Raw genomic sequence first — 19,622 nt, 5'->3', positions numbered from 1 at the left:
CCTGCGTGGGGTCCGCCCCTCAGTGTCCGTTCGCGGCCTTCTGCTTCACCACCCGGGCCGGGGCTCCCGCCACCACGGCCATGGGGGGCACATCCGAGATGACCAGGGCTCCAGCGCCAATCACCGCGCCGTCTCCCACCGTCACCGGGCCGATGATCTGCGCGCCCACGCCGACATAGACGTTGCGACCGATGCGGGGGACGCCGGCCTCGCCGCGCCGGGGCTCCACGCTGACGTTCTGGGAGAGGAAGCTGCCCTCGCCCACCTCCACACCCGGCGCCACCACCACACCCACGCCGCCGTAGCCCAGGCCCACGGTGGAATGCAGCCGCGCGTCGATGTCCACGTGGCAATGCAGGAGCCGGTCACCCACGGCGGCCACCATGCTCGGAAGCACGGGCACGCCCAGGCTCTTCAGCCGCCTCGCGGCCCGATAGAAGGTCAGCGCGTCTGGACCCATGCCCCACCCCGCGCCACCCCCCAGAGGCCGGAAGGCCCCTCAGCCTGGAGGCGGTCCACACCCTCGCTCGCCATCCCGGGCAGGGAGGCGGAGAGATGGAGGCAAGCCGTCCAGGGTGAAGAGCGCGTCGTGGCCATTGCTCCGCGCCAATCTAGGAGACCTCCTGGCACGGGCCAGCCGCTCGCTCGCGAGGCCCGGAAGATCGTCCGCCAGCGAACCCCTGCTGGTCCACGCCGACGCCGGAGTGCCACCGGGCGGACAGTCGCCTCGGTGGCTCACGGCGTCGCGATTCAGGAGGCCGCGCTCTCGCGCAGGCGCTTCAAGGCCTCTTCGACGTACTGGACGCCCTTGGACGTGATGGCCTTTCCCTTCTTGGTGTCCTGCGCGTAGCCGGCGTGCAGGCGCAGGGCCTTGGCCGCGTTGGGGGCGGCGTAGGTGACGCCCAGCTCGCCCCAGAAGCGGGACGTCGTTCCGGACGTCACTTCCATGTCCAGCTCCACCGCTCGGGCGAGGTAGAGCGGAATCAGCGAGCGCACGAGCTGATCCTTCAGCTTGCCCGCGGAGCGCAGCTCCTCGTGGCGGGGATGGGAGCGGAGCGCTTCCATCAACTGGACCACGGCCTGTCCCGTGTCCGCGGCGGACGCGGCCTGGGACGCGGGGGCGGCCTCGCTCTTCTTCTTCGCACGGGCCTTGCTCCGGGCCGGGCTCTTGCCCGACTTCGCGCTGGCGGCCTTGGTGGCGGGCTTCGCGGACTTCACGGCCCGGGTCTTCTTCGCTGCCTTCGGAGCACGTGGCGCCGGTGGGTCAGCGGCGACGGCTTCGGTGGCGGGGGAGTTCTCCGCCTCGGAGATGGGGCGAGGGCGCGGGGTGCGCTCCACTCTTGTGGGCTCTGGCGCGCTGGGGGGCGCGACGGCCACGGGGGCAGGGGACGGCGATTCCCGCCGCTCCACCTGACGAGGTGAGGGATGGGCGGCACCGTTGTGGGAAGGGGCCTGCGGACGCGCATAGCCCAGGCGCGAACGCACCTCTTCCACCACGCCGCTCAACCCCACTTGCTGCAGCAGACCTTCCAACCGGGAAGCGAATGACACCGGGCATGCCCTCCTGGACGTGCGCACGTTACCCCAGGATGGCCCCATGTCGGATCCACCCTGCCTACGCAAGCAGGGGAGGTGGGTGCGCGTGGACTGGGAATCCTGCAACTGTTCGTCAGCGGGCAGACGGCGCTACACTCTCCGGCGTCCCCGCCATGCGGCTGCCTGCCCTCCCCCTCCTCGTGTTGCTCGTCGCGCCCAGTGTGGCCCTCGCCCAGGGGGACACCCGGCTTGCGTTCCTCGGGCGCCAGCTCACCCAGGGCAAGGACCCTCGCTCGCGCTCCCAGGCGGCCCTGGTGCTGGGGGCCACCGAGGACCCGGAGGCGGTGACGCCCCTGTGTGGCGGCCTCAAGGACCCGAGCGAGCTGGTGCGCGCGGCCGTCGCCAAGTCCCTGGCGAAGCTGCAGGAGTCCTCCGCGCTGCCCTGTCTGGAGGCCCACAAGACGGAGGCGGACGCGACGGTGCAGGCGGCAGTGCGCGAGGCGGTGAGCGCGCTGAAGGAGTACCAGGCGCGACCTCCGCGCTTCTACGTCTCGCTGGAGGGGATGAAGGACCTGACGCGCTCGCTGCCGGCCGAGCTGGTGAAGGCCACCGAGGCGCGGCTGCGCTCGCGGCTGATTCGCCGGGGGGCGCTCTTGGCGCCGGCCAAGGAGTCCAAGGCCGCGGCGAAGGGCGCGCTGAAGAAGCTGGGCGTGCATGGTTACCGAATCACCCCGGAAGTGCATGCGATGGAGGGGGGCGGGTTGCGGGTGGCCATCGTCTGCCTGAGCTACCCGGACCTGTCCCTGCTGGGGCAGGTGGATGTGAAGGCCGGGGGCGCGCAGCCCGCGGACCTCCTCAAGGCGCTGGTGCCGCGCGCGGTGGAGGAAGCAGCGGAAACCTTCGAGTGGAGCAACGAGACATGACGACGAGCACGACGGCGCACGCGGCGGCCCCGAAGCGGCGCTGGCGTAACTTCCTCCTGGATACAGGCTTCCAGCTCAAGCTGACCGCGTACATGGTCGGAGTGACGGTGGTGCTGTCGGCCCTGCTGGGCGTGTTCCTGGTGCGCTCCGCCTGGGCGTTGATGCGGGAGACGGCGACGGCGGTGGAAGCCCGCTCCCGGGCCGCCGAGGTCAGCCGGGAGTTGTCCGGCGCCACGCTGTCCAACGAGCTGCTGGCGCGGATGGACGACCCGACCTTCGAGGCCACCTTCCGGGAGAAGGCGCAAGGCATCGACGCGGCCTACGAGGAGGAGCGGGCCGCCATCGTCGCGCAGCGAGCGGAGCTGGAGTCGCGTCAGCGCGCGACGTGGTGGGTGCTGGGGGCCTTCCTGGTGGGCTTCATCGCCGTGGTGGCGTTGGGCACCATCGTCGTCACGCACCGGTTGGCGGGGCCGTTGCTGCGCATCCGCCGCATGGTGGGCGACGTGCTCGATGGCAAGCTGCGCCCGCCGCAGTACGGCCTGCGCGATGGCGACGAGCTGCGGGACTTGTTCGACGCGACGCGGAGCATGATGCAGAAGCTGAGGGACCAGAGCGAGGAGGATGCTCGGGTGCTGGCGAAGGCGGTGGAGACGGCGGAGCGCTCCGGGGTGTCGGGAGAATCGCTCGACGAGCTGCGCGCGCTGGAGTCCCGCTTCCGCGCGCGCCTGGAGGCCTGAGCCCCGCGCCGTCGTCCCCGGTCAGTGCTTCCGGGGACGCAGCTTGCGGAGCTCGGCTTTCACCTTCGCCAATTGTTGCTCGGCGTCCTTGCGGCGCTGGTTGGTTTCCTTGAGCGCCTTTACCGTCATCCGATGTTGACGACGGGCCGCAGCTTGGCGGCGCAGTACGGCCCGCTTCATCCGGGCCTTGAGCTGGTCAATCATCTCCGTGGACTCGAGCAACAGCGTCTTGCCGGTCCAGACGAACATCTTGTCGCCACGGACCTCGAACTCGAGCCCCAACACCTTCGAGGTGAACCGTCCCTGCTTCGGCTTCAGGGGAACGTAGGTCCTGGCCTTGGCGGACTTCAGCCGGAACCCCTCCAGTCGCTCCCGGCCCGCGTCGTAGATGAAGTACTCGCGGATGCCGAGCCGCGCGTTCCGCTCCACGTTGACCACGGCGTCCTTCTTCCGGTTGCCGCCCGAGTGGACCTCCATCACCCAGTCCAGGCCCTTGCCCTCGTGGCTCACCAGCCACTTCTCGCGTGGGTGTGGCTCGACGTCGAACACCACGAGCAGGTCGGGCGCGAAGCGGCGCTCCCCGGGGTAATACACGGGCAGCTCCGAGCCGACGTAGGCCTTGCGCCGTCGATGCCGGAAGTGGTGCCTCAGCACATCCAGCACGCGGTGCTTCGCGTCTTGATGCAAGTCCCCCTCGGGCGGAGACATCTCCCGGTACGTCACCTCCGCTGGCAGTGTCTCCACCACCTGCGCCCTCTCCTCGGGCCCCATCGCGTCCCACTCCTCCTGGGTGGGAGCCCGAGGGAAGGCGTCGCCACGAACTCTGTCCGCGTGCCGTCCCATGCGTCGAAAGCGTGGGGTCGGCAGCCTCGCGCGTCAATGCCCGAGGTGGATGAGCAAGGCGCGCGCCACGCACTCCCGCGCGTGTCGCGAAGCACGAATCAAGCAATGCGCGGGAACCACGTCCCAGGACTCCAAGAAGGAGTCCACGGGAGCGGACTTGTGAAGCTTCACGGTGGCGAGGCGACGTCCACGGTGAGCCCCGTCTGCTTGAGCACCGCGTGGATGCGCAGGCGCGCCTGGGCCCACGGGAGCGCCTCCACGCGATAGCCCTCGAGCGCTTCCATGAGGTGCGCGCGGTAGCTCGGGTGGCCCGGGTCCGCGATGATGACGACGCCTCGGTCCGTGGTGGAGCGGATGAGTCGGCCCACGCCCTGGCGCAGGAGCAGCAACGCGCGCGGCAGTCGGTACTGCAGGAAGCCCTGGTACTCGCCACCGGAGCGGGCCAGCGGCTCTTCACGCGCGGCCACCAGCGGACGCAGCGCGGGCTCCAGCGGAAGCTTGTCGATGAAGACGCAGCCCACGCCGCGCCCAGGGATGTCCACGCCTTGCCAGAAGCTCTTCGTGCCCAGCAGCACCGTGCCCGTGTCGCGCTCCTGCCGGGCCGCCAGCGAGCGGCTGTGCCCGCGCGATTGCCGCAGCACTTCGATGCCCAGCGGCTCCAGTCGCGTCCTCGCCTCCGCGCCCACGCGCTCCATGCGCCGCGTGGAGGCGAACAGGCCCAGGAGTCGTCCACCCATCGTCTGCGCGAGGCCTGAAATCCGCGTCGCGGCCCAGTCGATGAAGGGCTCCTCGTGCGCGCGCGGAGCATCGGTGACGAGCACCACCAGCGCCTGCTCATGGAGCTGGAAGGGGGAGGGCGCGCGCAGCAGCCGGGGCGCGGGGCGGTCGCCGCGTCCATCCAGCCCCAGTCGCTTCAACACGAAGGGCGTTCCCGAGCCCTGGCTCGTGGGCCCCAGCGTGGCCGAGGTCAGCACCAACGCGCGCTTGTTCGCCGCGAAGTCGCGCGACACATGGAAGGACACATCCACCGGCTGCGCGCCCACGCTCCAGCGCTGCCGCCGAGGCTCGGCCGTCGCGGAGTAGCACCGCCCCGCCGCTGCTTCGCCCGAGAGCTCCTGCGCCAGCGTCGCCAGCTCTCCCAGCTCCGTGGTGGCGCCTGATAGCTCGCGCTCCAGCGCGGGCATCCTCGCGGCGAGCTCCGGCAGCGCCTCCAGCACCCGCACCGCGAGCAGCGTGTGCAGGGCCTGCAGCGCGCCGCGCACCAGCTCCAGGCCGTCACGCACCGGCTCCCACGTGGGCAGCGCGCGCACCGCCTCCGTCACGCGCAGCTCCGGCGCATACGCGCCCTCGTCGGGGTCCTCGCCCGCGGTGGTGGCCGAGGGCTCGCACAGCTCCGTCACCCGGGCGCCCAAGTCCCGCGCCTCGTCCATCAGCCGGCGCAGCGCGTCCTCCACCTGGCCCATCAGCGCGCGCGACTCCTCGCGACGAGACGCGGAGAGGGCCCGGCGCAGCTCCGCGAAGAGGCCATGGCGTCCATCGCGTCCGTGCAGTCGCTCGGTGAGGCGCTGAAAGGCCAGGTCCGACAGCTCCACGGTGAGGGCCGTGGTGGCCACGTCCTCCACCTCGTGCGCCTCGTCGAGGACCAGGTGCTCCAGCTTCGGGTAGCGCGCGGGCCACGCGAAGGCGAGCGACTGGTTGATGACCAGCACGTCCGCCTCGCGCGCCTGGGCCACCGCCGAGTGGTAGAAGCAGCGGTGGTAGTGCGGGCACTTCTCGCCCAGCGTCGTCGCGGCTTCGGAGCGCACCGCGGGCGTCAGGCCCATCAGGACGGGGAAGCGCTCGCGGAACCAGTGGCTCAGCCGGTCCATGTCCCCGTCCACGCTGCGGCGCAGGTACGCCCGCAGGTAGGCGCGAGGCGCGCGCGCGGAGTGCCCCATGCCCGGCTCCACGCGTGTGGCCTCCAGCGCGCGGCGACGGCACAGGTAGTTCGACTGCCCCTTGAGCAGCGCGTAGCCGAACGTCCCGCCCATCGCCTTGTGCAGCCGGGGCAGGTCCTTCTCCAGCAGCTGGTCCTGGAGCGTCTTCGTGTGCGGAGCCACGCCCACCTTGCGCCCGTTGCGCGCGGCGAAGAGGGCCGCGGGCGCCAGGTACGCGAGCGACTTGCCCGTCCCCGTCCCCGCCTCCACCGCCACCTGCTCGCCGTCCGACAGCGCGCGCGCCACCGCCTGCGCCATGTCGAGCTGCGCGGTCCGACTCCGGAAGCCCTCGTCCATCCGCTCCAGCGCCCCGCCCGCACCCAACACCGCCGTCACTTCATCGGCCCGCACCGGAAGCACCGGCGCCTCGGCTTCGGGCTCGGGAAGGGAAGGCACTCCGGCCGCCCGACGTCGCTCGGGCTTTCCGCGCAGGAAGCCCTGCGTCTCCAGGGCCAGCTGCGCGGGAGCGGCCCGACAGGCCTCGCTCAGTCGCGACAGCAGCTCCAACAGCGGCCACTCCTCGTAGTCGAACGCGCCGCCGTCCGTCTCCGGAGGCCCCAGCCGCCGCGCGGCCCGAGGGTCCAACGTGGCCAGCAGGTCCGAGACATCCTCACCCCGGCCCTCACGCACGAAGCGGTCCATCGTCTGCACGAGCACGGCGTGCACCGCCTCGCAGTCGGACAGCGCGCGGTGCGGCTGGCGGATGCCCAGGCCCGCCCAGCGCAGCAGCGACTCCAGCGAGTGGCTGGTCAGCTCCGGGTGCAGGTAGTGCATCAACTCGCACGAGTCGAGCACCGGCGCGCGGATGGGATTCAGCAAGTCCGGCAGGAAGCCCTTCTCGAAGGGCGCGTTGTGCGCCACCACCGTCCAGCCCGTGAGCCGACTTCGCAGCTCCTCGATGTCAGCGCCGAAGCGCGGCCGCCCCGCGAGGTCCGCGTCCGTCAGGCCCGTCAGCCGTCGGATGGTGAGAGGCAGGGGCCGCGACGCCGAGTAGAGCCGCGCGAAGCGGTCCACCTCGCGTCCGTTCTCGAAGAAGAGACACCCCAGCTCGATGATTTCGTCGGCACGTGGATCCAACCCCGTTGTCTCGAGGTCGAGGAAGACATGCCGCGTGAAAAGCTCCGCCGCGCCGCCCATGCAGGGCCGGGAGACTAACTCTTCCCGGCGCGGTGCCCAGATTTCGACCTACGTCTTCAGTCCACCAGGAAAACGCCGGAAATCATCTTCCCCATGGCACACCCGTAGACGAGCTTTCCGGACTCCTTGGGTGTGAAGGAGATGTCCACCGGCTGGTTGAGCGGCAGCGGCGTGTTGATGTCGTAGCCGTCCATCACGACTTCGGTGGCGCACGTCTGGTCCGTCTTGCGCGTCACCACCAGCTTCACCGGCTCGCCCTTCTTCAGCGTCACGGGGCTGGGCTCGTAGCCCTTCTCCGTCACCGTCAGCTCCACCACGCGCACGCCGTTCTCCCGCTTCTCGGGGACGGTGGGCGCGGCGGGAGTCTCGGCTGCGGCGGGCGCGTCCTTGGTGCACCCCTGCTGCGTGGCGCCCACCATGGCGGCCGTCGCGGCGAGCGCGAGCCAGGGCTTGATGATGCGGGAGACGAAGGGGCGCATGGGGTGCCTCGAGCGAACGAAGGACTGGCGAAGGTGAAGGGGCGGCGCCCCCGGCGACAGGGCCCTCAGGCCTCGTCGGCGGGAGCGCTCGAAGGACCTGGCTCGAACCTGAGCAGGGCGTGGAGCGGGACGAACACCTCGTGCCCCGGCTCACCCAGCAGCAGGTCGAACCGGCCCACGTGCATCAGCGGGAGCTGGAGGGTGATGCCGTTGCGCAGCACCAGCTTCACCGTGTCGCCCAGGTGGTCCAGGAAGGCGCGCGGGTCCGAGTACGGACGCTTGTCCGGCTGACGCGCCACCGTGGACGGCTTCTGCGTCAGCTTGGCGTCGCGCTCCAGGCTCGGCAGCAGCCGCTCCCATTCGGCGCGACGCGCCAGCAGCACCACCTGCAGCTTCTCCAGCCGCCCGGTGCGCTCCAGCGTGAAGGCGATGGGCTCCTCGGCGACGAGCGTGTCCAGCAGCGAGCGCTCCGCCAGGACGACGGACACCTCCACCTTGCCGGAGATGAGGCCGCCGAGCAGCTCCGCCACCACGGCGTTGTCGACCTCGCCGCGCGCCTGCTTGATGGCCGCCTTGCGCTGGGTGCGCTCCTTGCGCGCCATGAACTCCGCCACCGTCATGCCGCTCTGGAGCACGCCAAAGGCGTCCCCCAGCGACAGGTCCGGCGTCTGGCCCATCAGCTCGTAGACCTGGTCGAAGCGCTTCGCCTCCTCGGCGTGCAGCTTGCGCCAGATGCGGGCCTTCATCTTCCCTTCCAGCTCACCCTTGGCGATGCGCGCGGGCACGTGCTCGCGCTGCGCCAGCGCGAGGATCTGCTCGGGCGTGGGCGGAGGCCGCGGCGTGGAAGAGCGGAAGCCTCCGGGCCGTCCGCCGAAGCCTCCCGGACGCGCACCGGGTGCACCGGGGCCTCCGGGCGCTCGCGGTGCCATCGGGCGGGCGCCGGGCGTCACCCCCGCCGGACGCGGCGAGGGAGCGGGCGCCACGCCGGCGGGCCGGGGCGCGGGCAGGGGAGCCGAAGGGGTCGCCGGCGCCGTCGCCGCAGGGGCGGCGGGGCGAGGCGTGGGATTCACTCCCGCGGGCCGAGGGGCCGGCGGGGTGGGGGGCGCCGTGCCTGCGGACGGCCGGGGCGTGGGCGTGGGGCGCGGCGTGGGCGCCGGAGGAGCGGATTCCGAAGGGGACGGAGTCTGGGCGGCGCTGCCGGGCGTCGAGGCCGGCCGCCGGATGACTTCGACCGCGGGAACCACCCGTCGTGTCTTCCGATCGTTCACAGTCGTACGTTACCTGATGCGAGGAGCCCGGGCATGCCCGGCTTCAAGGCTGGAGGGAGGCTGAGAGGTCCACTTTCCACCCAGACGGCTCCCGGACCATCCGGACCTCATGGGTGCTGCCTGACGAGCGAACGAGCACGGTCGCCTCGTCGCCCGCCTCCCGGACCAGGGAGACCTCCGTAACATCCGGAGGAGGGGGGACATTCGCGAAGAAGAGGCCCATGGGCTCGGGTTTCACCGCGCCCCCGGAGGCGTCACTCACCGCCTGGGCCCGCTTCGTCAGGGTCGCCTGGGTGGGCTGGGACAAGGCGCCCCAGGCCGCGCGCAACTCGCCGCGCTTCACCAGGCGGTGGAAGGACGTATACGCATCTTGCGGTGTGCCGAAGCGGGGCTGGTTGCAGCCGGCCACGCCCACCAGGAGCAGGGCCAGCAACCAGGGCATCGTCGCGGTCAGGCGCATGGACGTGGGGTTTAGGTCAAAGCGGCGCCGGGGGAAAGCCTTGGGTGCGTCAGCCTCACGGAACGTGTTGCTGGACACGGTTGCGCCCCGCTCCCTTGGCCGCGTACAGCCCCGCGTCCGCCGCGCGCAAGAGCGCCTCAGAGCTCTCCAGGTCCGCCGAGGGCACCGTGGCCACGCCCAGCGACGCCGTCAGGCGCACCTCCTGCCGCTTCCCGTCCACGCTCACGTGCTCCACCCGCAGCCCGGCGATGGCCTCGCGCACGCGCTCGCACACCTTGAGCGCATCCGCCGTCCCCGTCTCCGGCAATAGGGCAATGAACTCCTCCCCGCCATACCGCGCCAGCACGTCCACCTCGCGCAGCCGCGAGCGCGTCGTCTGCGCCACCGCCTTGAGCACCTGGTCCCCGAAGGGGTGGCCGAAGGTGTCGTTGATGCGCTTGAAGTGGTCGATGTCCAGCATCACCAGCGACAGCGGTGACTGGTAGCGCCGCGAGCGCGCGAACTCGTCGGTCAGCCGCTCCTCGAAGCAGCGCCGGTTGAACAGGCCCGTGAGCGCGTCCGTGCGGCTGAGGGCGAGCAGCTCCTCGCGCCGCCGCGCCAGCTCCTTGTTGGCCTTGTCCAGCTCCCGGTTCTTCTCCACCAGCGCGTCCTGGAGCGCCTTGAGCCGCAGCATCGACTTCACCCGCGCCGACAGCTCCAGCATGTCGAAGGGCTTCACCAGGTAGTCGTCCGCCCCCAGCTCCAGCCCCTCCACCTTTCCCGCCGCCTGCCGCGCCGTCATCAGAATCACCGGGATGAAGCCGAAGCCCTCCTCCCCGGAGTTCGCCTTGATGATGCGGCACACCTCCACGCCGCCCAGCCCCGGCATCTCCACGTCCATCAGGATGAGGTCCGGCCTCGCCTCGCGAATGGCCGACAGCGCCTGCGTCCCGTCATGGGCTTCCTTGAAGACGTACCCCCGCGGCGCCAGCCCCTCGCGCACATGCGCCACGTGCGCCGGGTCGTCGTCGACGATGAGCACCGTCCGGCCGCTCAGCTCGCCGCCCGCCGCCGTCCGCCGGGCTACCTCCGGCGTCCTCTTCCTGTCACCCTCCGCCATGCGGTTGCGCCCCCAGTGCAATCATCCCGCTCTGCCAGAATGCTTTTGATTGTCTCCCGCCCTCTCCAGGAAGCCAAGGGGTAGGGCAAGTCCCTGTCTTTTGGAGGCTCAGGCGGGTTTGACGAGCCGGGCCCGGTACACCGGCTCTCCCGAGGTGAGATACCGCCGCTCACGCGTCGAGGGCACTTCCTCCGGGTCATAGGGGTGGAAAACACCGGAACCCAAGGGGTTGTGGAAACCCACGGATTCCAGGATGGAGAGCATGTTGTGGGCGCGGTCCTCGACGTCGGTGCGCATGTCGAAGCGGCCGCCGGGGGCGAGCTTGGCGAGCAGGAGGGCGGCGAAGTCAGGCTGCACGACGGCGCGCTTGGCGTGGGCGCGCTTCCACCAGGGGTCGGGGAACTGGAGGTGGATGACGGAGAGGGAGCCGTCCGCGAAGATGCGGGGGACGGCGAAGCGGGCGTCGGATTCGACGACGCGCAGGTTCTTCATCCCGGCCTTCTGGGCGCGCTCCTGGGTGTCGCGCGCGTACTTCTTGCGCCACTCGAAGGCGACGAAGCGGATGGTGGGGTTGCGGCGGCAGTACTCCAGCGCGTGGCCTCCGGCGCCGGAGCCGATTTCGAGCTCCAGGGGGCCCGGGAAGCCGAACTCGGCGTCCCAGTCCGGAGGAGTCTCCTGGGCGATGAGGTGGAGGCCGACGGGGTCTGGCAGCAGGCGAGGGCGTGGCATGAGGAGGCCGCTCCAACCACGGGCAAGCGGGGTCTGGCCAGGGAAAAACACTGGTATAGGGGGGACATGAAGGTCTTCCAGTCGGTGGCGGAGGCGGGCCGGGCGCTGATCGGCCGGGCGCTCGCCCTGGGCAACTTCGACGGGGTTCACGTGGGCCACCAGGCCCTCTTCGCGGAGGCGCGCAAGCACGCTTCCCCCGCGGCGTTCACCTTCAACCCCCACCCGGGCAAGGTGCTCCAGCCGGACCTGGCGCCCAAGCTGATTACGCTCTTGCCCCGCCGCCTGGAGCTGCTCGCGGACCTGGGGCTGGAGGCCACGGTGGTGCAGGGCTTCTCGCGCGACTACGCGCGCACGGGGCCCGCGGACTTCGAGGCCACGCTCCTCGACGCGCTCGGCGTGTCGCACGTGGTGGTGGGCAGCGACTTCACCTACGGCGCGGCGCGTGCGGGCAACGTGGAGACGCTGCGCGAGGCGGCGTCCCGGCGAGGCGCCCGCGTCCACGTGGTGACGCCCGTCACGGTGGACGGGGTGGTGGCCTCGTCCTCGCGGGTGCGCGAGTACATCCTGGAGGGTCGGGTGTCCGCGGCGTGCCGGCTGCTCGGCCGCCCGTTCGATCTGGACGGCATGGTGGTGCCGGGGGCGGGGCGGGGGAGGACCATCGGCTTTCCCACCGCCAACGTGGACACCCAGAACGAGCTGCGGCCCGCTCCGGGGGTCTATGCCATCCGCGTGCGCTTCCTCGCCGGGGAGGGCGTGGGCATCTGGCACGGCGGGGCAACCAACATCGGCATCAAGCCCACCTTCGGCGGCACCGAGGTCACCATCGAGGCGCACCTCCTGGACTTCGCCGGGGACCTCTATGGGCGGGAGCTGCGCGTGCAGTTCCTGGAGCGCCTGCGCCCCGAGCAGCGCTTCGGCTCCGTGGCGGAGCTGACCGGGCAGATCAAGCGCGATGTGGAGGCTGCTCGCACGGTGATTGCGCGGGCCGGGGAGTGACGCACGCACTTTTCCCGTGATTGTTCAACGGGTTGGCGAGTCGGGGCCCCCCAGAGGGTGCCTTGACGGATGTGCGCGGCTCCCCTCTAATTCGCTGTCAGGAACCGTGCCAAAGGTGCTGTGGGGCCCCGAGGCAACGCCCCTGTCTCCCAAGAGCGAGGCGGGCCCCCGCCCGTCTCATCCTCCTGTGCCAAAAGGAAGAGGCTTCACGAATGTCCGGTCGATTGGGTGAACTGCTGGTCCGCGAGAATCTCATCTCCGTCCAGCAGCTGCGCAAGGCCCAGGAAGAGCAGCAGAAGAGCGGCACGCGCATCGGCACCGCGCTCATCAAGACGGGCGCCATCGAGGAGTCGAAGCTCACTGACTTCCTCTCCAAGCAGTACGGCGTGCCGGCCATCAACCTGAAGGACTTCGACGTCGACCCGGACATCATCAAGCTCGTGCCCAAGGAAGTGGCCGAGAAGCACCTGGTGATTCCCGTCAACCGCGCCGGGCCGTCGCTCATCGTCGCCATGTGCGACCCGTCCAACATCTTCGCGGTGGACGACCTGAAGTTCCTCACCGGCTACAACATCGAGACGGTGGTGGCGTCGGAGGTCTCCATCCGCGAGGCGATTGAGCGCTACTACGCGGAGAAGGGCCCCTCGATGGAGGAGATCGTCGGCGACGTCGACGACGACATCGAGCTGGCGAAGGAGGAGACGGAGAACATCGACGAGATGGCGAAGGCCGCGGATGACGCGCCCGTCGTCAAGCTGGTGAACCTCATCCTCATGGACGCCATCAAGAAGCGCGCGTCCGATATCCACATCGAACCGTACGAGAAGGACTTCCGGGTCCGTTTCCGCATCGACGGTGTGATGTACGAGGTGATGCGCCCGCCGATGAAGCTGCGCAACGCGATTACCTCCCGTCTGAAGATCATGGCCTCGCTGGACATCTCCGAGCGACGCCTGCCGCAGGACGGCCGCATCAAGATCAAGATTGGCGGCGGCAAGGAGATGGACTTCCGCGTGAGCGTGTGTCCCACGCTCTTCGGCGAGAAGGTCGTGATGCGTCTGCTCGACAAGAGCAACCTGCAGCTCGACATGACGAAGCTGGGCTTCGACGCGGAGCCCCTGGCCTGGTTCAAGGAAGCCATCGACCGGCCCTACGGCATGGTGCTGGTGACGGGCCCCACCGGCTCCGGCAAGACGACGACGCTGTACTCGGCGCTCGCCAGCCTCAACGACGTCGGCACCAACATCTGCACCGCCGAGGACCCGGTCGAATTCAACTTCGCCGGCATCAACCAGGTGCAGATGCATGAGGACATCGGCCTGAACTTCGCCGCGGGCCTGCGCTCGTTCCTCCGCCAGGACCCGGACATCATCATGATTGGTGAGATCCGCGACTTCGAGACGGCGGAGATCGGCGTCAAGGCCGCCCTCACCGGCCACCTGGTGCTCTCCACGCTGCACACCAACGACGCCCCTGGCACGGTGAGCCGTCTGCTCAACATGGGCATCGAGCCGTTCCTCGTGACGGCCTCGCTCAACCTCATCCTCGCCCAGCGTCTGGCGCGCCGCCTGTGCCCCGCTTGCAAGAAGCCGGCGGACAAGGTGGACGAGCAGGCCCTCATCGACGCCGGCATCCCCCCGGACAAGATGGGCACCTTCACGGTGTACGAGAAGGTCGGCTGCCGCGACTGCAATGACCGTGGCTACCGGGGCCGCGTGGCCATCTACGAGGTCATGCCCTTCTGGGACGGCCTCAAGGAGCTGGTCATCAACGGCGGGTCCGCCGCGGAGCTCAAGCAGGAGGCCATCCGCCTGGGCATGAGCAGCCTTCGCATGAGTGGTCTCAAGAAGGTGATGGACGGCTTCACCACTCTGGAAGAAGTGGTCGGCAACACCGCCCCGGACCGTTTCTAGTCACCCCCTCCCCAGCCTCACCGAAGGACACCCCCACCGTGGCCAACCTGCACCAGCTCCTCAAGGCGATGGTCGAGAAGGGCGCTTCCGACCTCCACATCACCACCGGTTCGCCGCCGCAATTGCGCGTGGACGGCGAGCTCGTCCCCTTGAAGACGGCGCCGCTGACGCCCGTGGAGACCAAGCAGCTCTGCTACTCCATCCTCACGGACGCCCAGAAGCACAAGTTCGAGGAGGACAACGAGCTGGACTTGTCCTTCGGCGTGAAGGGGTTGTCGCGCTTTCGCGCCAACATCTTCATGCAGCGTGGCGCGGTGGCCGGCGCCTTCCGCACCATTCCCTTCAAGATCCTGACCTTCCAGGAACTGGGTCTGCCGAACATCGTGGCGGAGCTGGTGAAGAAGCCGCGCGGCCTCATCCTGGTGACGGGACCCACGGGCTCGGGCAAGTCCACCACGCTGGCCTCGATGATCGACAAGATCAACACCGAGCGTCATGAGCACATCATGACCATCGAGGACCCCATCGAGTATCTGCACCCGCACAAGAACTGCCTCGTCAATCAGCGCGAGGTCGGTGCGGATACGCGCAACTTCAAGACGGCCCTCAAGTACATCCTGCGCCAGGACCCGGACATCGTGCTGGTGGGCGAGTTGCGCGACCTCGAAACGATTGAGGCCGCGCTCACCATCGCCGAGACGGGCCACATCTGCTACGCGACGCTCCACACCAACAGCGCGGTGCAGACCATCAACCGCGTCCTGGACGTGTTCCCCCCGTACCAGCAGCCGCAGGTGCGCGCCCAGCTCTCCTTCGTGCTGGAGGGCGTGATGAGCCAGGCGCTGGTGGCCAAGGCGGGCGGTCCGGGCCGCATCCTCGCCCTGGAGGTCATGATTCCCAACCCCGCCATCCGGAACCTCATCCGCGAGGACAAGGTCCATCAGATCTACTCGTCCATGCAGGTGGGTCAGGCCAAGTACGGCATGCAGACCTTCAATCAGGCCCTGGCGGCGCTCCTCTTGCGCCGGCTCATCACCCAGGACGAGGCCTTCGGGCGTTCCAGCGACCCGGAAGAGCTGCGCAACATCCTCGCCACGGGTGGTGGTGGGATACCGGGGGCCCAGCGGCCAGCCGGAGGAGCGGCGGGTCGTTAGTTCCTGGTTTTGAGATTCAGCGGTTAGACTCGCGCGGCGTCCGCGGAGGTCGAGCTCATGGCAGCACCGGCAGTCCAGAAGGCAACAGCTTCCAAGAAGAACACCGCCCAGTTCCTCTGGGAGGCGAAGACCAAGAGCGGGGAGACGAAGAAGGGCGAGATGGAGGCCTCGGACAGCGAGGCCGTCAACGCCCGTCTGAAGTCCCTGGGCCTCAATCCCGTCAAGGTGCGCAAGAAGAGCGCGCTGGACGGCGAAATCTCCATCCCGGGCTTCGGCGGCGTCACCGGCAAGGACATCCTCGTCTTCACGCGCCAGTTCGCGACGATGATCGACGCGGGTCTCCCCCTGGTGCAGTGCTTGGACATCCTCGCCAACCAGATGGACAACCCCGCCTTCAAGAAGGTGGTGCTGGCCATCAAGGGCAAGGTGGAGCAGGGCAGCACCTTCGCGGATGCGCTCAAGGAGCACCCCAAGGTCTTCGACGAGCTCTACATCCAGCTCTGCGCGGCCGGTGAGGTCGGCGGTATCCTCGACACCATCCTCAACCGTCTGGCGGCCTACCGGGAGAAGGCGGAGAAGCTCAAGCGCAAGGTCAAGGGCGCGATGACCTATCCCATCATCGTCATCCTGGTGGCCATCGGCGTGACGGCGCTGCTGCTCCTCAAGGTGACGCCCGTCTTCGCGGCCATGTTCGCGGACTTCGGCTCGGCGCTGCCCGCGCCCACCCAGTTCGTCGTGGACCTGTCCGCCTGGGCGGAGGCGTACTGGCTGCACGTCATCAGCATCATCACCGCGATCGTCGTCTCCTTCACCTGGAGCTACAGGCAGCCCAGGGGCCGCAAGTTCTGGGACAAGGTCTTCCTGAGTGTGCCGCTGTTCGGCCCGGTGCTCCGCAAGGTGGCCGTGGCGCGCTTCACGCGCACGCTGGGCACGATGATCTCCTCGGGCGTGCCCATCCTCGACGCGCTCGACGTGACGGCGAAGACGGCCGGTAACCGCACGGTGGAAGAGGCCATCTACTACGTGCGCAGCAAGATCTCCGAAGGCAAGAACATCGCCGGTCCGCTGCTCGAGACGAAGGTGTTCCCGTCCATGGTGGTGCAGATGATTGGCGTCGGTGAAGCGACGGGCGCCATGGACACCATGCTCAACAAGATCGCCGACTTCTACGACGACGAAGTGGACACGGCCGTCGGCGCGCTGACGGCCATGATTGAGCCCCTGTTGATGGTGTTCCTCGGCGGCGTGGTCGGTGGCTTCCTCATCGCCATGTACCTGCCCATCTTCTCCATTGCCGGTGCCATCAAGTAGCTCCGCTGTCGCCAGGGCGCGCGCGGACGAAGCCGAGAGGCTCCGCGCGCGCCTGGTCTGGCTGGTGTTGTTCCGGACGGTGGCCGCGAGCCTGTCGCTGGTCATCACCGTGGGTCGCCTGCTGCTCCAGCCCCTGGAGGAGCCGAGCCGGGCGGACTCCCTCTCCCTCTCCGTCATCGTCGCCGCGTACATCTCCACTGTGGTGGTGGGCATCCGGCTGCGGCGGGAGAAGGCCGGGCGGCTGGACGCGTGGGTGCAGGTGCTGGGCGACGTCGCCATCGCCACGGGCCTGGTGTACCTGAGCGGTGGTTCCGACTCCCCGCTGACGTTCCTCTACAGTTTGGCCGTCATCGGCGCCGCGGTGGTGCTGGACTGGCGGGGCGCGCTCTGGGTGGCGGCGGCAGCGGCGGTGTGCTTCGCCGGGCTGGTGGTGATGCAGCGGCTGTTGGACGTCGCGCCCTTGGGGCCGCTCTTGTCCAGCCGGGGCTTCTTCGTGCTGGGCAGCAACCTGCTGGCGCTGGCGCTCATCGCCGTGCTGGCGGGCTACCTGTCCCGGCAGCTCTCCGCGACGGGTGGCGCGCTGTCCGCGCGCGAGGCGGACCTGCGCAGGCTGGGAGGGCTGCAGCAGCAGATCCTCTCCTCCATGCCCTCGGGGCTCATCACCTGTGACAGCCAGAAGCGCGTCACGTACGTCAACGTCGCCGCGCGCGGCATCCTCCAACTGGAGGACGAGGTCGGCGCGGGGCAGCCGCTGGAGTCGCTGCTCCCCGGCGTGTCGGGGTTGGCGCCGCGCTCGGCGCGGGGCGAGCTGATGGTGGGCACGGACGGGGGCCGTCGGCGCATCATCCTCGGGTTGTCCGTGACGCCGCTGGAGGGTGAGCAGGGCGCGCTGCTCATCGTCTTCCAGGATTTGACGGAGCTGCGGCGGATGGAGGAGGACCTGGAGCGCTCGGACCGGCTGGCGAGCCTGGGGGCCCTCTCCGCGCAGCTGGCGCACGAGCTGCGCAACCCGCTGGCGGCGATGCGAGGCTCCGCGCAGCTGCTGGCGCAGGAGTGCTCGCGGGACGTGGTGGTGGTGAAGCTCACCAACATCCTGGTGCGCGAGTCGGACCGGCTGGCGCGGCTGGTGGAGGACTTCCTGCGCTTCGCGAGGCCTCCGGAGCCGGTGCGCCGCGAGGTGCCGCTGGACGCGCTCCTGGCGGAGACGGTGGACATGTTGAGGGCGGATCCGCTGGCGCGGGACGTGCGGGTGGAGGTGTCCGCGCAGGAGCGGTTGATGGCCGCGGTGGACCCGGACCAGCTGAGGCAGGTGCTCATCAACCTGGTGCGCAACGGCTTCCAGGCGGCGGGGCCGAAGGGGGAGGTGCGGGTGGGGCTGGCGAGAAGTGAGAAGGAGGCGCAGATTCGCGTGTGGGACTCGGCGGGAAGCATCACCGAGGAGATGATGGGCCACCTGTTCGAGCCGTTCTTCACCACGCGGGACGGAGGCACGGGCCTGGGGCTGTCGACCGCGCACTCCATCGTCCGCGCGCATGGCGGGTCCATCCGCGTGCGCTCGGACCCGACCGAGGGAACGGAGTTCGTCGTGGGGTTGCCGCTGTGACGACAATGCATGCGGGAGAGGGCGGTGCGCGAGGCCACGTCCTCGTCGTGGACGACGAGCTGTCCATGCGCGAGTACCTGGAGCTGCTGCTGCATCGTGAGGGTTATGCGGTGACGAGCGTGCCCGGGGTGAAGCCCGCGTGCGAGGTGCTCGCGCGCGACGGGGTGGACCTGGTCATCTCCGACATGAAGCTGGGGATGGGCGGCAGTGGCCTGGACGTGCTGCGCACGGCGCGGGCGCGCAAGGAGCCTCCCGAAGTCGTCTTGATTACGGCCTTCGGCACTCCGTCCGCCGCCGTGGAGGCGATGCGCGAGGGGGCCTACGACTACATCTGCAAGCCCTTCGACAACGAGGAGCTGCGGCTGCTGGTGCAGAAGGCGCTGGAGAAGCGCACGCTGCGGCAGGAGAACTCCACGCTGCGCGCGCGGCTGTTGCCCGGTCTGGGCATGGCGGTGGGGCACAGCGCGCGGATGCAGGCGGTGTGGGCCCTGGTGGAGAAGGTGGCGCCGGGGCGCAGCACGGTGCTGGTGACGGGAGAGAGCGGCACCGGCAAGGAGCTGGTGGCGCGTGGCATCCACATGCGTGGCAGTCGGGCCGCGCAGCCCTTCCTTCCCTTCAACTGCGCGGCGCTGAACGAAGGTACGCTGGAGAGCGAGCTGTTCGGCCACGTGAAGGGCGCCTTCACCGGGGCGCTGCACGAGCGCGCGGGCCTGCTGGTGTCCGCGGGCGAGGGCACGGTGATGCTGGACGAGGTGGGGGAGATGCCGCTGGCCACGCAGGTGAAGCTCCTGCGGGTGCTCCAGGAGCGGAAGGTGAAGCCGGTGGGCAGCGCGGCGGAAGTGCCCTTCCACGCGCGAGTCATCGCGGCGACGAACCGGCGGTTGGAGACGGAGGTGAAGGCGGGGCGCTTCCGCGAGGACCTCTTCTACCGACTCAACGTGATTACGCTGGAGCTGCCGCCGCTGCGTGAGCGCACTGGGGACATCTCGCTCCTGGCGGGACACTTCCTGTCGAGGATGGCGGAGGAGCTGGGCCGGCCGGGCCTGCGCTTCTCGCCGGAGACGCTGGAGCTGCTGGAGCGCTACGCGTTCCCCGGCAATGTGCGGCAGTTGCAGAACATGGTGGAGCGCGCGGCCACGCTGTCGGACTCGGACCTGCTGGGGCCGTCCACGCTGCCGCCGGCGGTGCGCGGCGAGTCGGAGCCGGTGGCGCGGCCGGGTGATGGCGGCGAGCCTCAGTTGAGCGTGGGCTTCAACCTGGAGCGCCACCTGGACGACAGCGAGCGGCGCTACCTGCTCGCGGCGTTGAAGCAGGCGGGCGGAGTGAAGACGCGCGCGGCGGACCTGCTCGGCCTGTCCTTCCGCTCATTCCGCTACCGGCTGGCGAAGCACGGCCTCACCGACGAGCTGGACGAACCGCCGACATCCTCGGGCCGGGGCGCGTCATGAGCAGGAGCGC

At 69.7% G+C, this 19,622-nt stretch carries 17 protein-coding genes; 8 read left to right on the top strand and 9 right to left on the bottom strand.

Going from position 1 to position 19,622, the window contains the following annotated elements; all coding sequences use genetic code 11:
• Positions 1-19: 19 nt before the first annotated feature.
• Both ACN469_RS27755 and ACN469_RS27750 read right to left on the bottom strand, forming a co-directional pair.
• The gene (locus tag ACN469_RS27755) at positions 20-460 is read right to left on the bottom strand and encodes a serine O-acetyltransferase (RefSeq protein ID WP_498772491.1); all 441 of its coding nucleotides are present in this window, start codon (positions 458-460) and stop codon (positions 20-22) included.
• Positions 461-750: 290 nt separating this feature from the next.
• Positions 751-1,551: a hypothetical protein gene (locus tag ACN469_RS27750; protein ID WP_498772489.1), complete on the bottom strand. Its 801-nt coding sequence runs from the start codon at positions 1,549-1,551 to the stop codon at positions 751-753.
• 158 nt (positions 1,552-1,709) lie between these two features.
• Between ACN469_RS27750 and ACN469_RS27745 the strand changes: the two genes are divergently transcribed.
• Positions 1,710-2,459 (top strand): HEAT repeat domain-containing protein, encoded by a 750-nt coding sequence (locus tag ACN469_RS27745; RefSeq protein ID WP_498772487.1) that lies wholly within the window; start codon positions 1,710-1,712, stop codon positions 2,457-2,459.
• Positions 2,456-3,196: a sensor histidine kinase gene (locus ACN469_RS27740; protein WP_498772485.1), complete on the top strand. Its 741-nt coding sequence runs from the start codon at positions 2,456-2,458 to the stop codon at positions 3,194-3,196. The genes ACN469_RS27745 and ACN469_RS27740 overlap by 4 nt, the downstream gene beginning before the upstream one ends.
• Positions 3,197-3,217: 21 nt before the next feature.
• Here the strand turns inward: ACN469_RS27740 and ACN469_RS27735 are convergent, their stop codons facing one another.
• From ACN469_RS27735 to trmB, 7 genes are all read right to left on the bottom strand, one after another.
• On the bottom strand, positions 3,218-3,967 hold the full coding sequence (locus tag ACN469_RS27735; protein ID WP_498772483.1) for a Uma2 family endonuclease: 750 nt from the start codon (positions 3,965-3,967) through the stop codon (positions 3,218-3,220).
• A 239-nt stretch (positions 3,968-4,206) separates the two neighbouring features.
• Positions 4,207-7,152, bottom strand: coding sequence for a helicase C-terminal domain-containing protein (locus ACN469_RS27730; protein ID WP_498772481.1), 2,946 nt, complete (start codon positions 7,150-7,152; stop codon positions 4,207-4,209).
• A gap of 56 nt (positions 7,153-7,208) precedes the next feature.
• On the bottom strand, positions 7,209-7,631 hold the full coding sequence (locus ACN469_RS27725; protein WP_498772479.1) for a cupredoxin domain-containing protein: 423 nt from the start codon (positions 7,629-7,631) through the stop codon (positions 7,209-7,211).
• Between the two features lie 65 nt (positions 7,632-7,696).
• Positions 7,697-8,560 (bottom strand): hypothetical protein, encoded by an 864-nt coding sequence (locus ACN469_RS27720; RefSeq protein ID WP_498772477.1) that lies wholly within the window; start codon positions 8,558-8,560, stop codon positions 7,697-7,699.
• A gap of 382 nt (positions 8,561-8,942) precedes the next feature.
• Entirely contained in the window at positions 8,943-9,359 is a 417-nt protein-coding gene (locus ACN469_RS27715; protein WP_498772475.1) for a hypothetical protein, read from the bottom strand.
• A gap of 55 nt (positions 9,360-9,414) precedes the next feature.
• Entirely contained in the window at positions 9,415-10,458 is a 1,044-nt protein-coding gene (locus ACN469_RS27710; RefSeq protein ID WP_498772473.1) for a diguanylate cyclase, read from the bottom strand.
• Between the two features lie 108 nt (positions 10,459-10,566).
• Positions 10,567-11,187: a tRNA (guanine(46)-N(7))-methyltransferase TrmB gene (gene trmB / locus ACN469_RS27705; protein WP_498772471.1), complete on the bottom strand. Its 621-nt coding sequence runs from the start codon at positions 11,185-11,187 to the stop codon at positions 10,567-10,569.
• A gap of 66 nt (positions 11,188-11,253) precedes the next feature.
• On the opposite strand from trmB, the gene ACN469_RS27700 reads away from it, so the two are divergent.
• The 6 genes from ACN469_RS27700 to ACN469_RS27675 all read left to right on the top strand — a co-directional run bounded on the left by ACN469_RS27700 (position 11,254) and on the right by ACN469_RS27675 (position 19,612).
• Positions 11,254-12,183: a bifunctional riboflavin kinase/FAD synthetase gene (locus ACN469_RS27700; RefSeq protein ID WP_498772469.1), complete on the top strand. Its 930-nt coding sequence runs from the start codon at positions 11,254-11,256 to the stop codon at positions 12,181-12,183.
• Positions 12,184-12,395: 212 nt separating this feature from the next.
• Positions 12,396-14,096 (top strand): type IV-A pilus assembly ATPase PilB, encoded by a 1,701-nt coding sequence (pilB, locus tag ACN469_RS27695; protein ID WP_498772467.1) that lies wholly within the window; start codon positions 12,396-12,398, stop codon positions 14,094-14,096.
• Positions 14,097-14,134: 38 nt separating this feature from the next.
• Entirely contained in the window at positions 14,135-15,250 is a 1,116-nt protein-coding gene (locus ACN469_RS27690; protein ID WP_498772465.1) for a type IV pilus twitching motility protein PilT, read from the top strand.
• Between the two features lie 57 nt (positions 15,251-15,307).
• On the top strand, positions 15,308-16,561 hold the full coding sequence (gene pilC, locus ACN469_RS27685; protein WP_498772463.1) for a type IV pilus assembly protein PilC: 1,254 nt from the start codon (positions 15,308-15,310) through the stop codon (positions 16,559-16,561).
• A gap of 61 nt (positions 16,562-16,622) precedes the next feature.
• Positions 16,623-18,164: a two-component system sensor histidine kinase NtrB gene (locus ACN469_RS27680; protein WP_498772515.1), complete on the top strand. Its 1,542-nt coding sequence runs from the start codon at positions 16,623-16,625 to the stop codon at positions 18,162-18,164.
• Between the two features lie 5 nt (positions 18,165-18,169).
• Positions 18,170-19,612: a sigma-54-dependent transcriptional regulator gene (locus ACN469_RS27675; RefSeq protein ID WP_498772513.1), complete on the top strand. Its 1,443-nt coding sequence runs from the start codon at positions 18,170-18,172 to the stop codon at positions 19,610-19,612.
• Positions 19,613-19,622 lie beyond the last annotated feature (10 nt).

Origin of the sequence: Corallococcus terminator, assembly GCF_049194865.1 — a bacterium.
Lineage (GTDB): Bacteria > Myxococcota > Myxococcia > Myxococcales > Myxococcaceae > Myxococcus > Myxococcus terminator_A.
The sequence above is the reverse complement of the archived record's forward strand: the minus strand, read 5'-3'. Positions and strand labels throughout refer to the sequence as shown.

Bases quoted from the DNA above. Each gene is read 5' to 3' on its own strand.
- ACN469_RS27755 (WP_498772491.1), bottom strand. From the start codon at position 460: ATGGGTCCAGACGCGCTGACCTTCTATCGGGCCGCGAGGCGGCTGAAG.
- ACN469_RS27745 (WP_498772487.1), top strand. From the start codon at position 1,710: ATGCGGCTGCCTGCCCTCCCCCTCCTCGTGTTGCTCGTCGCGCCCAGT.
- ACN469_RS27740 (WP_498772485.1), top strand. From the start codon at position 2,456: ATGACGACGAGCACGACGGCGCACGCGGCGGCCCCGAAGCGGCGCTGG.
- ACN469_RS27735 (WP_498772483.1), bottom strand. From the start codon at position 3,967: ATGGGGCCCGAGGAGAGGGCGCAGGTGGTGGAGACACTGCCAGCGGAG.
- ACN469_RS27730 (WP_498772481.1), bottom strand. From the start codon at position 7,152: ATGGGCGGCGCGGCGGAGCTTTTCACGCGGCATGTCTTCCTCGACCTC.
- ACN469_RS27725 (WP_498772479.1), bottom strand. From the start codon at position 7,631: ATGCGCCCCTTCGTCTCCCGCATCATCAAGCCCTGGCTCGCGCTCGCC.
- ACN469_RS27720 (WP_498772477.1), bottom strand. From the start codon at position 8,560: ATGGCACCGCGAGCGCCCGGAGGCCCCGGTGCACCCGGTGCGCGTCCG.
- ACN469_RS27715 (WP_498772475.1), bottom strand. From the start codon at position 9,359: ATGCGCCTGACCGCGACGATGCCCTGGTTGCTGGCCCTGCTCCTGGTG.
- ACN469_RS27710 (WP_498772473.1), bottom strand. From the start codon at position 10,458: ATGGCGGAGGGTGACAGGAAGAGGACGCCGGAGGTAGCCCGGCGGACG.
- trmB (WP_498772471.1), bottom strand. From the start codon at position 11,187: ATGCCACGCCCTCGCCTGCTGCCAGACCCCGTCGGCCTCCACCTCATC.
- ACN469_RS27700 (WP_498772469.1), top strand. From the start codon at position 11,254: ATGAAGGTCTTCCAGTCGGTGGCGGAGGCGGGCCGGGCGCTGATCGGC.
- pilB (WP_498772467.1), top strand. From the start codon at position 12,396: ATGTCCGGTCGATTGGGTGAACTGCTGGTCCGCGAGAATCTCATCTCC.
- pilC (WP_498772463.1), top strand. From the start codon at position 15,308: ATGGCAGCACCGGCAGTCCAGAAGGCAACAGCTTCCAAGAAGAACACC.
- ACN469_RS27675 (WP_498772513.1), top strand. From the start codon at position 18,170: ATGCATGCGGGAGAGGGCGGTGCGCGAGGCCACGTCCTCGTCGTGGAC.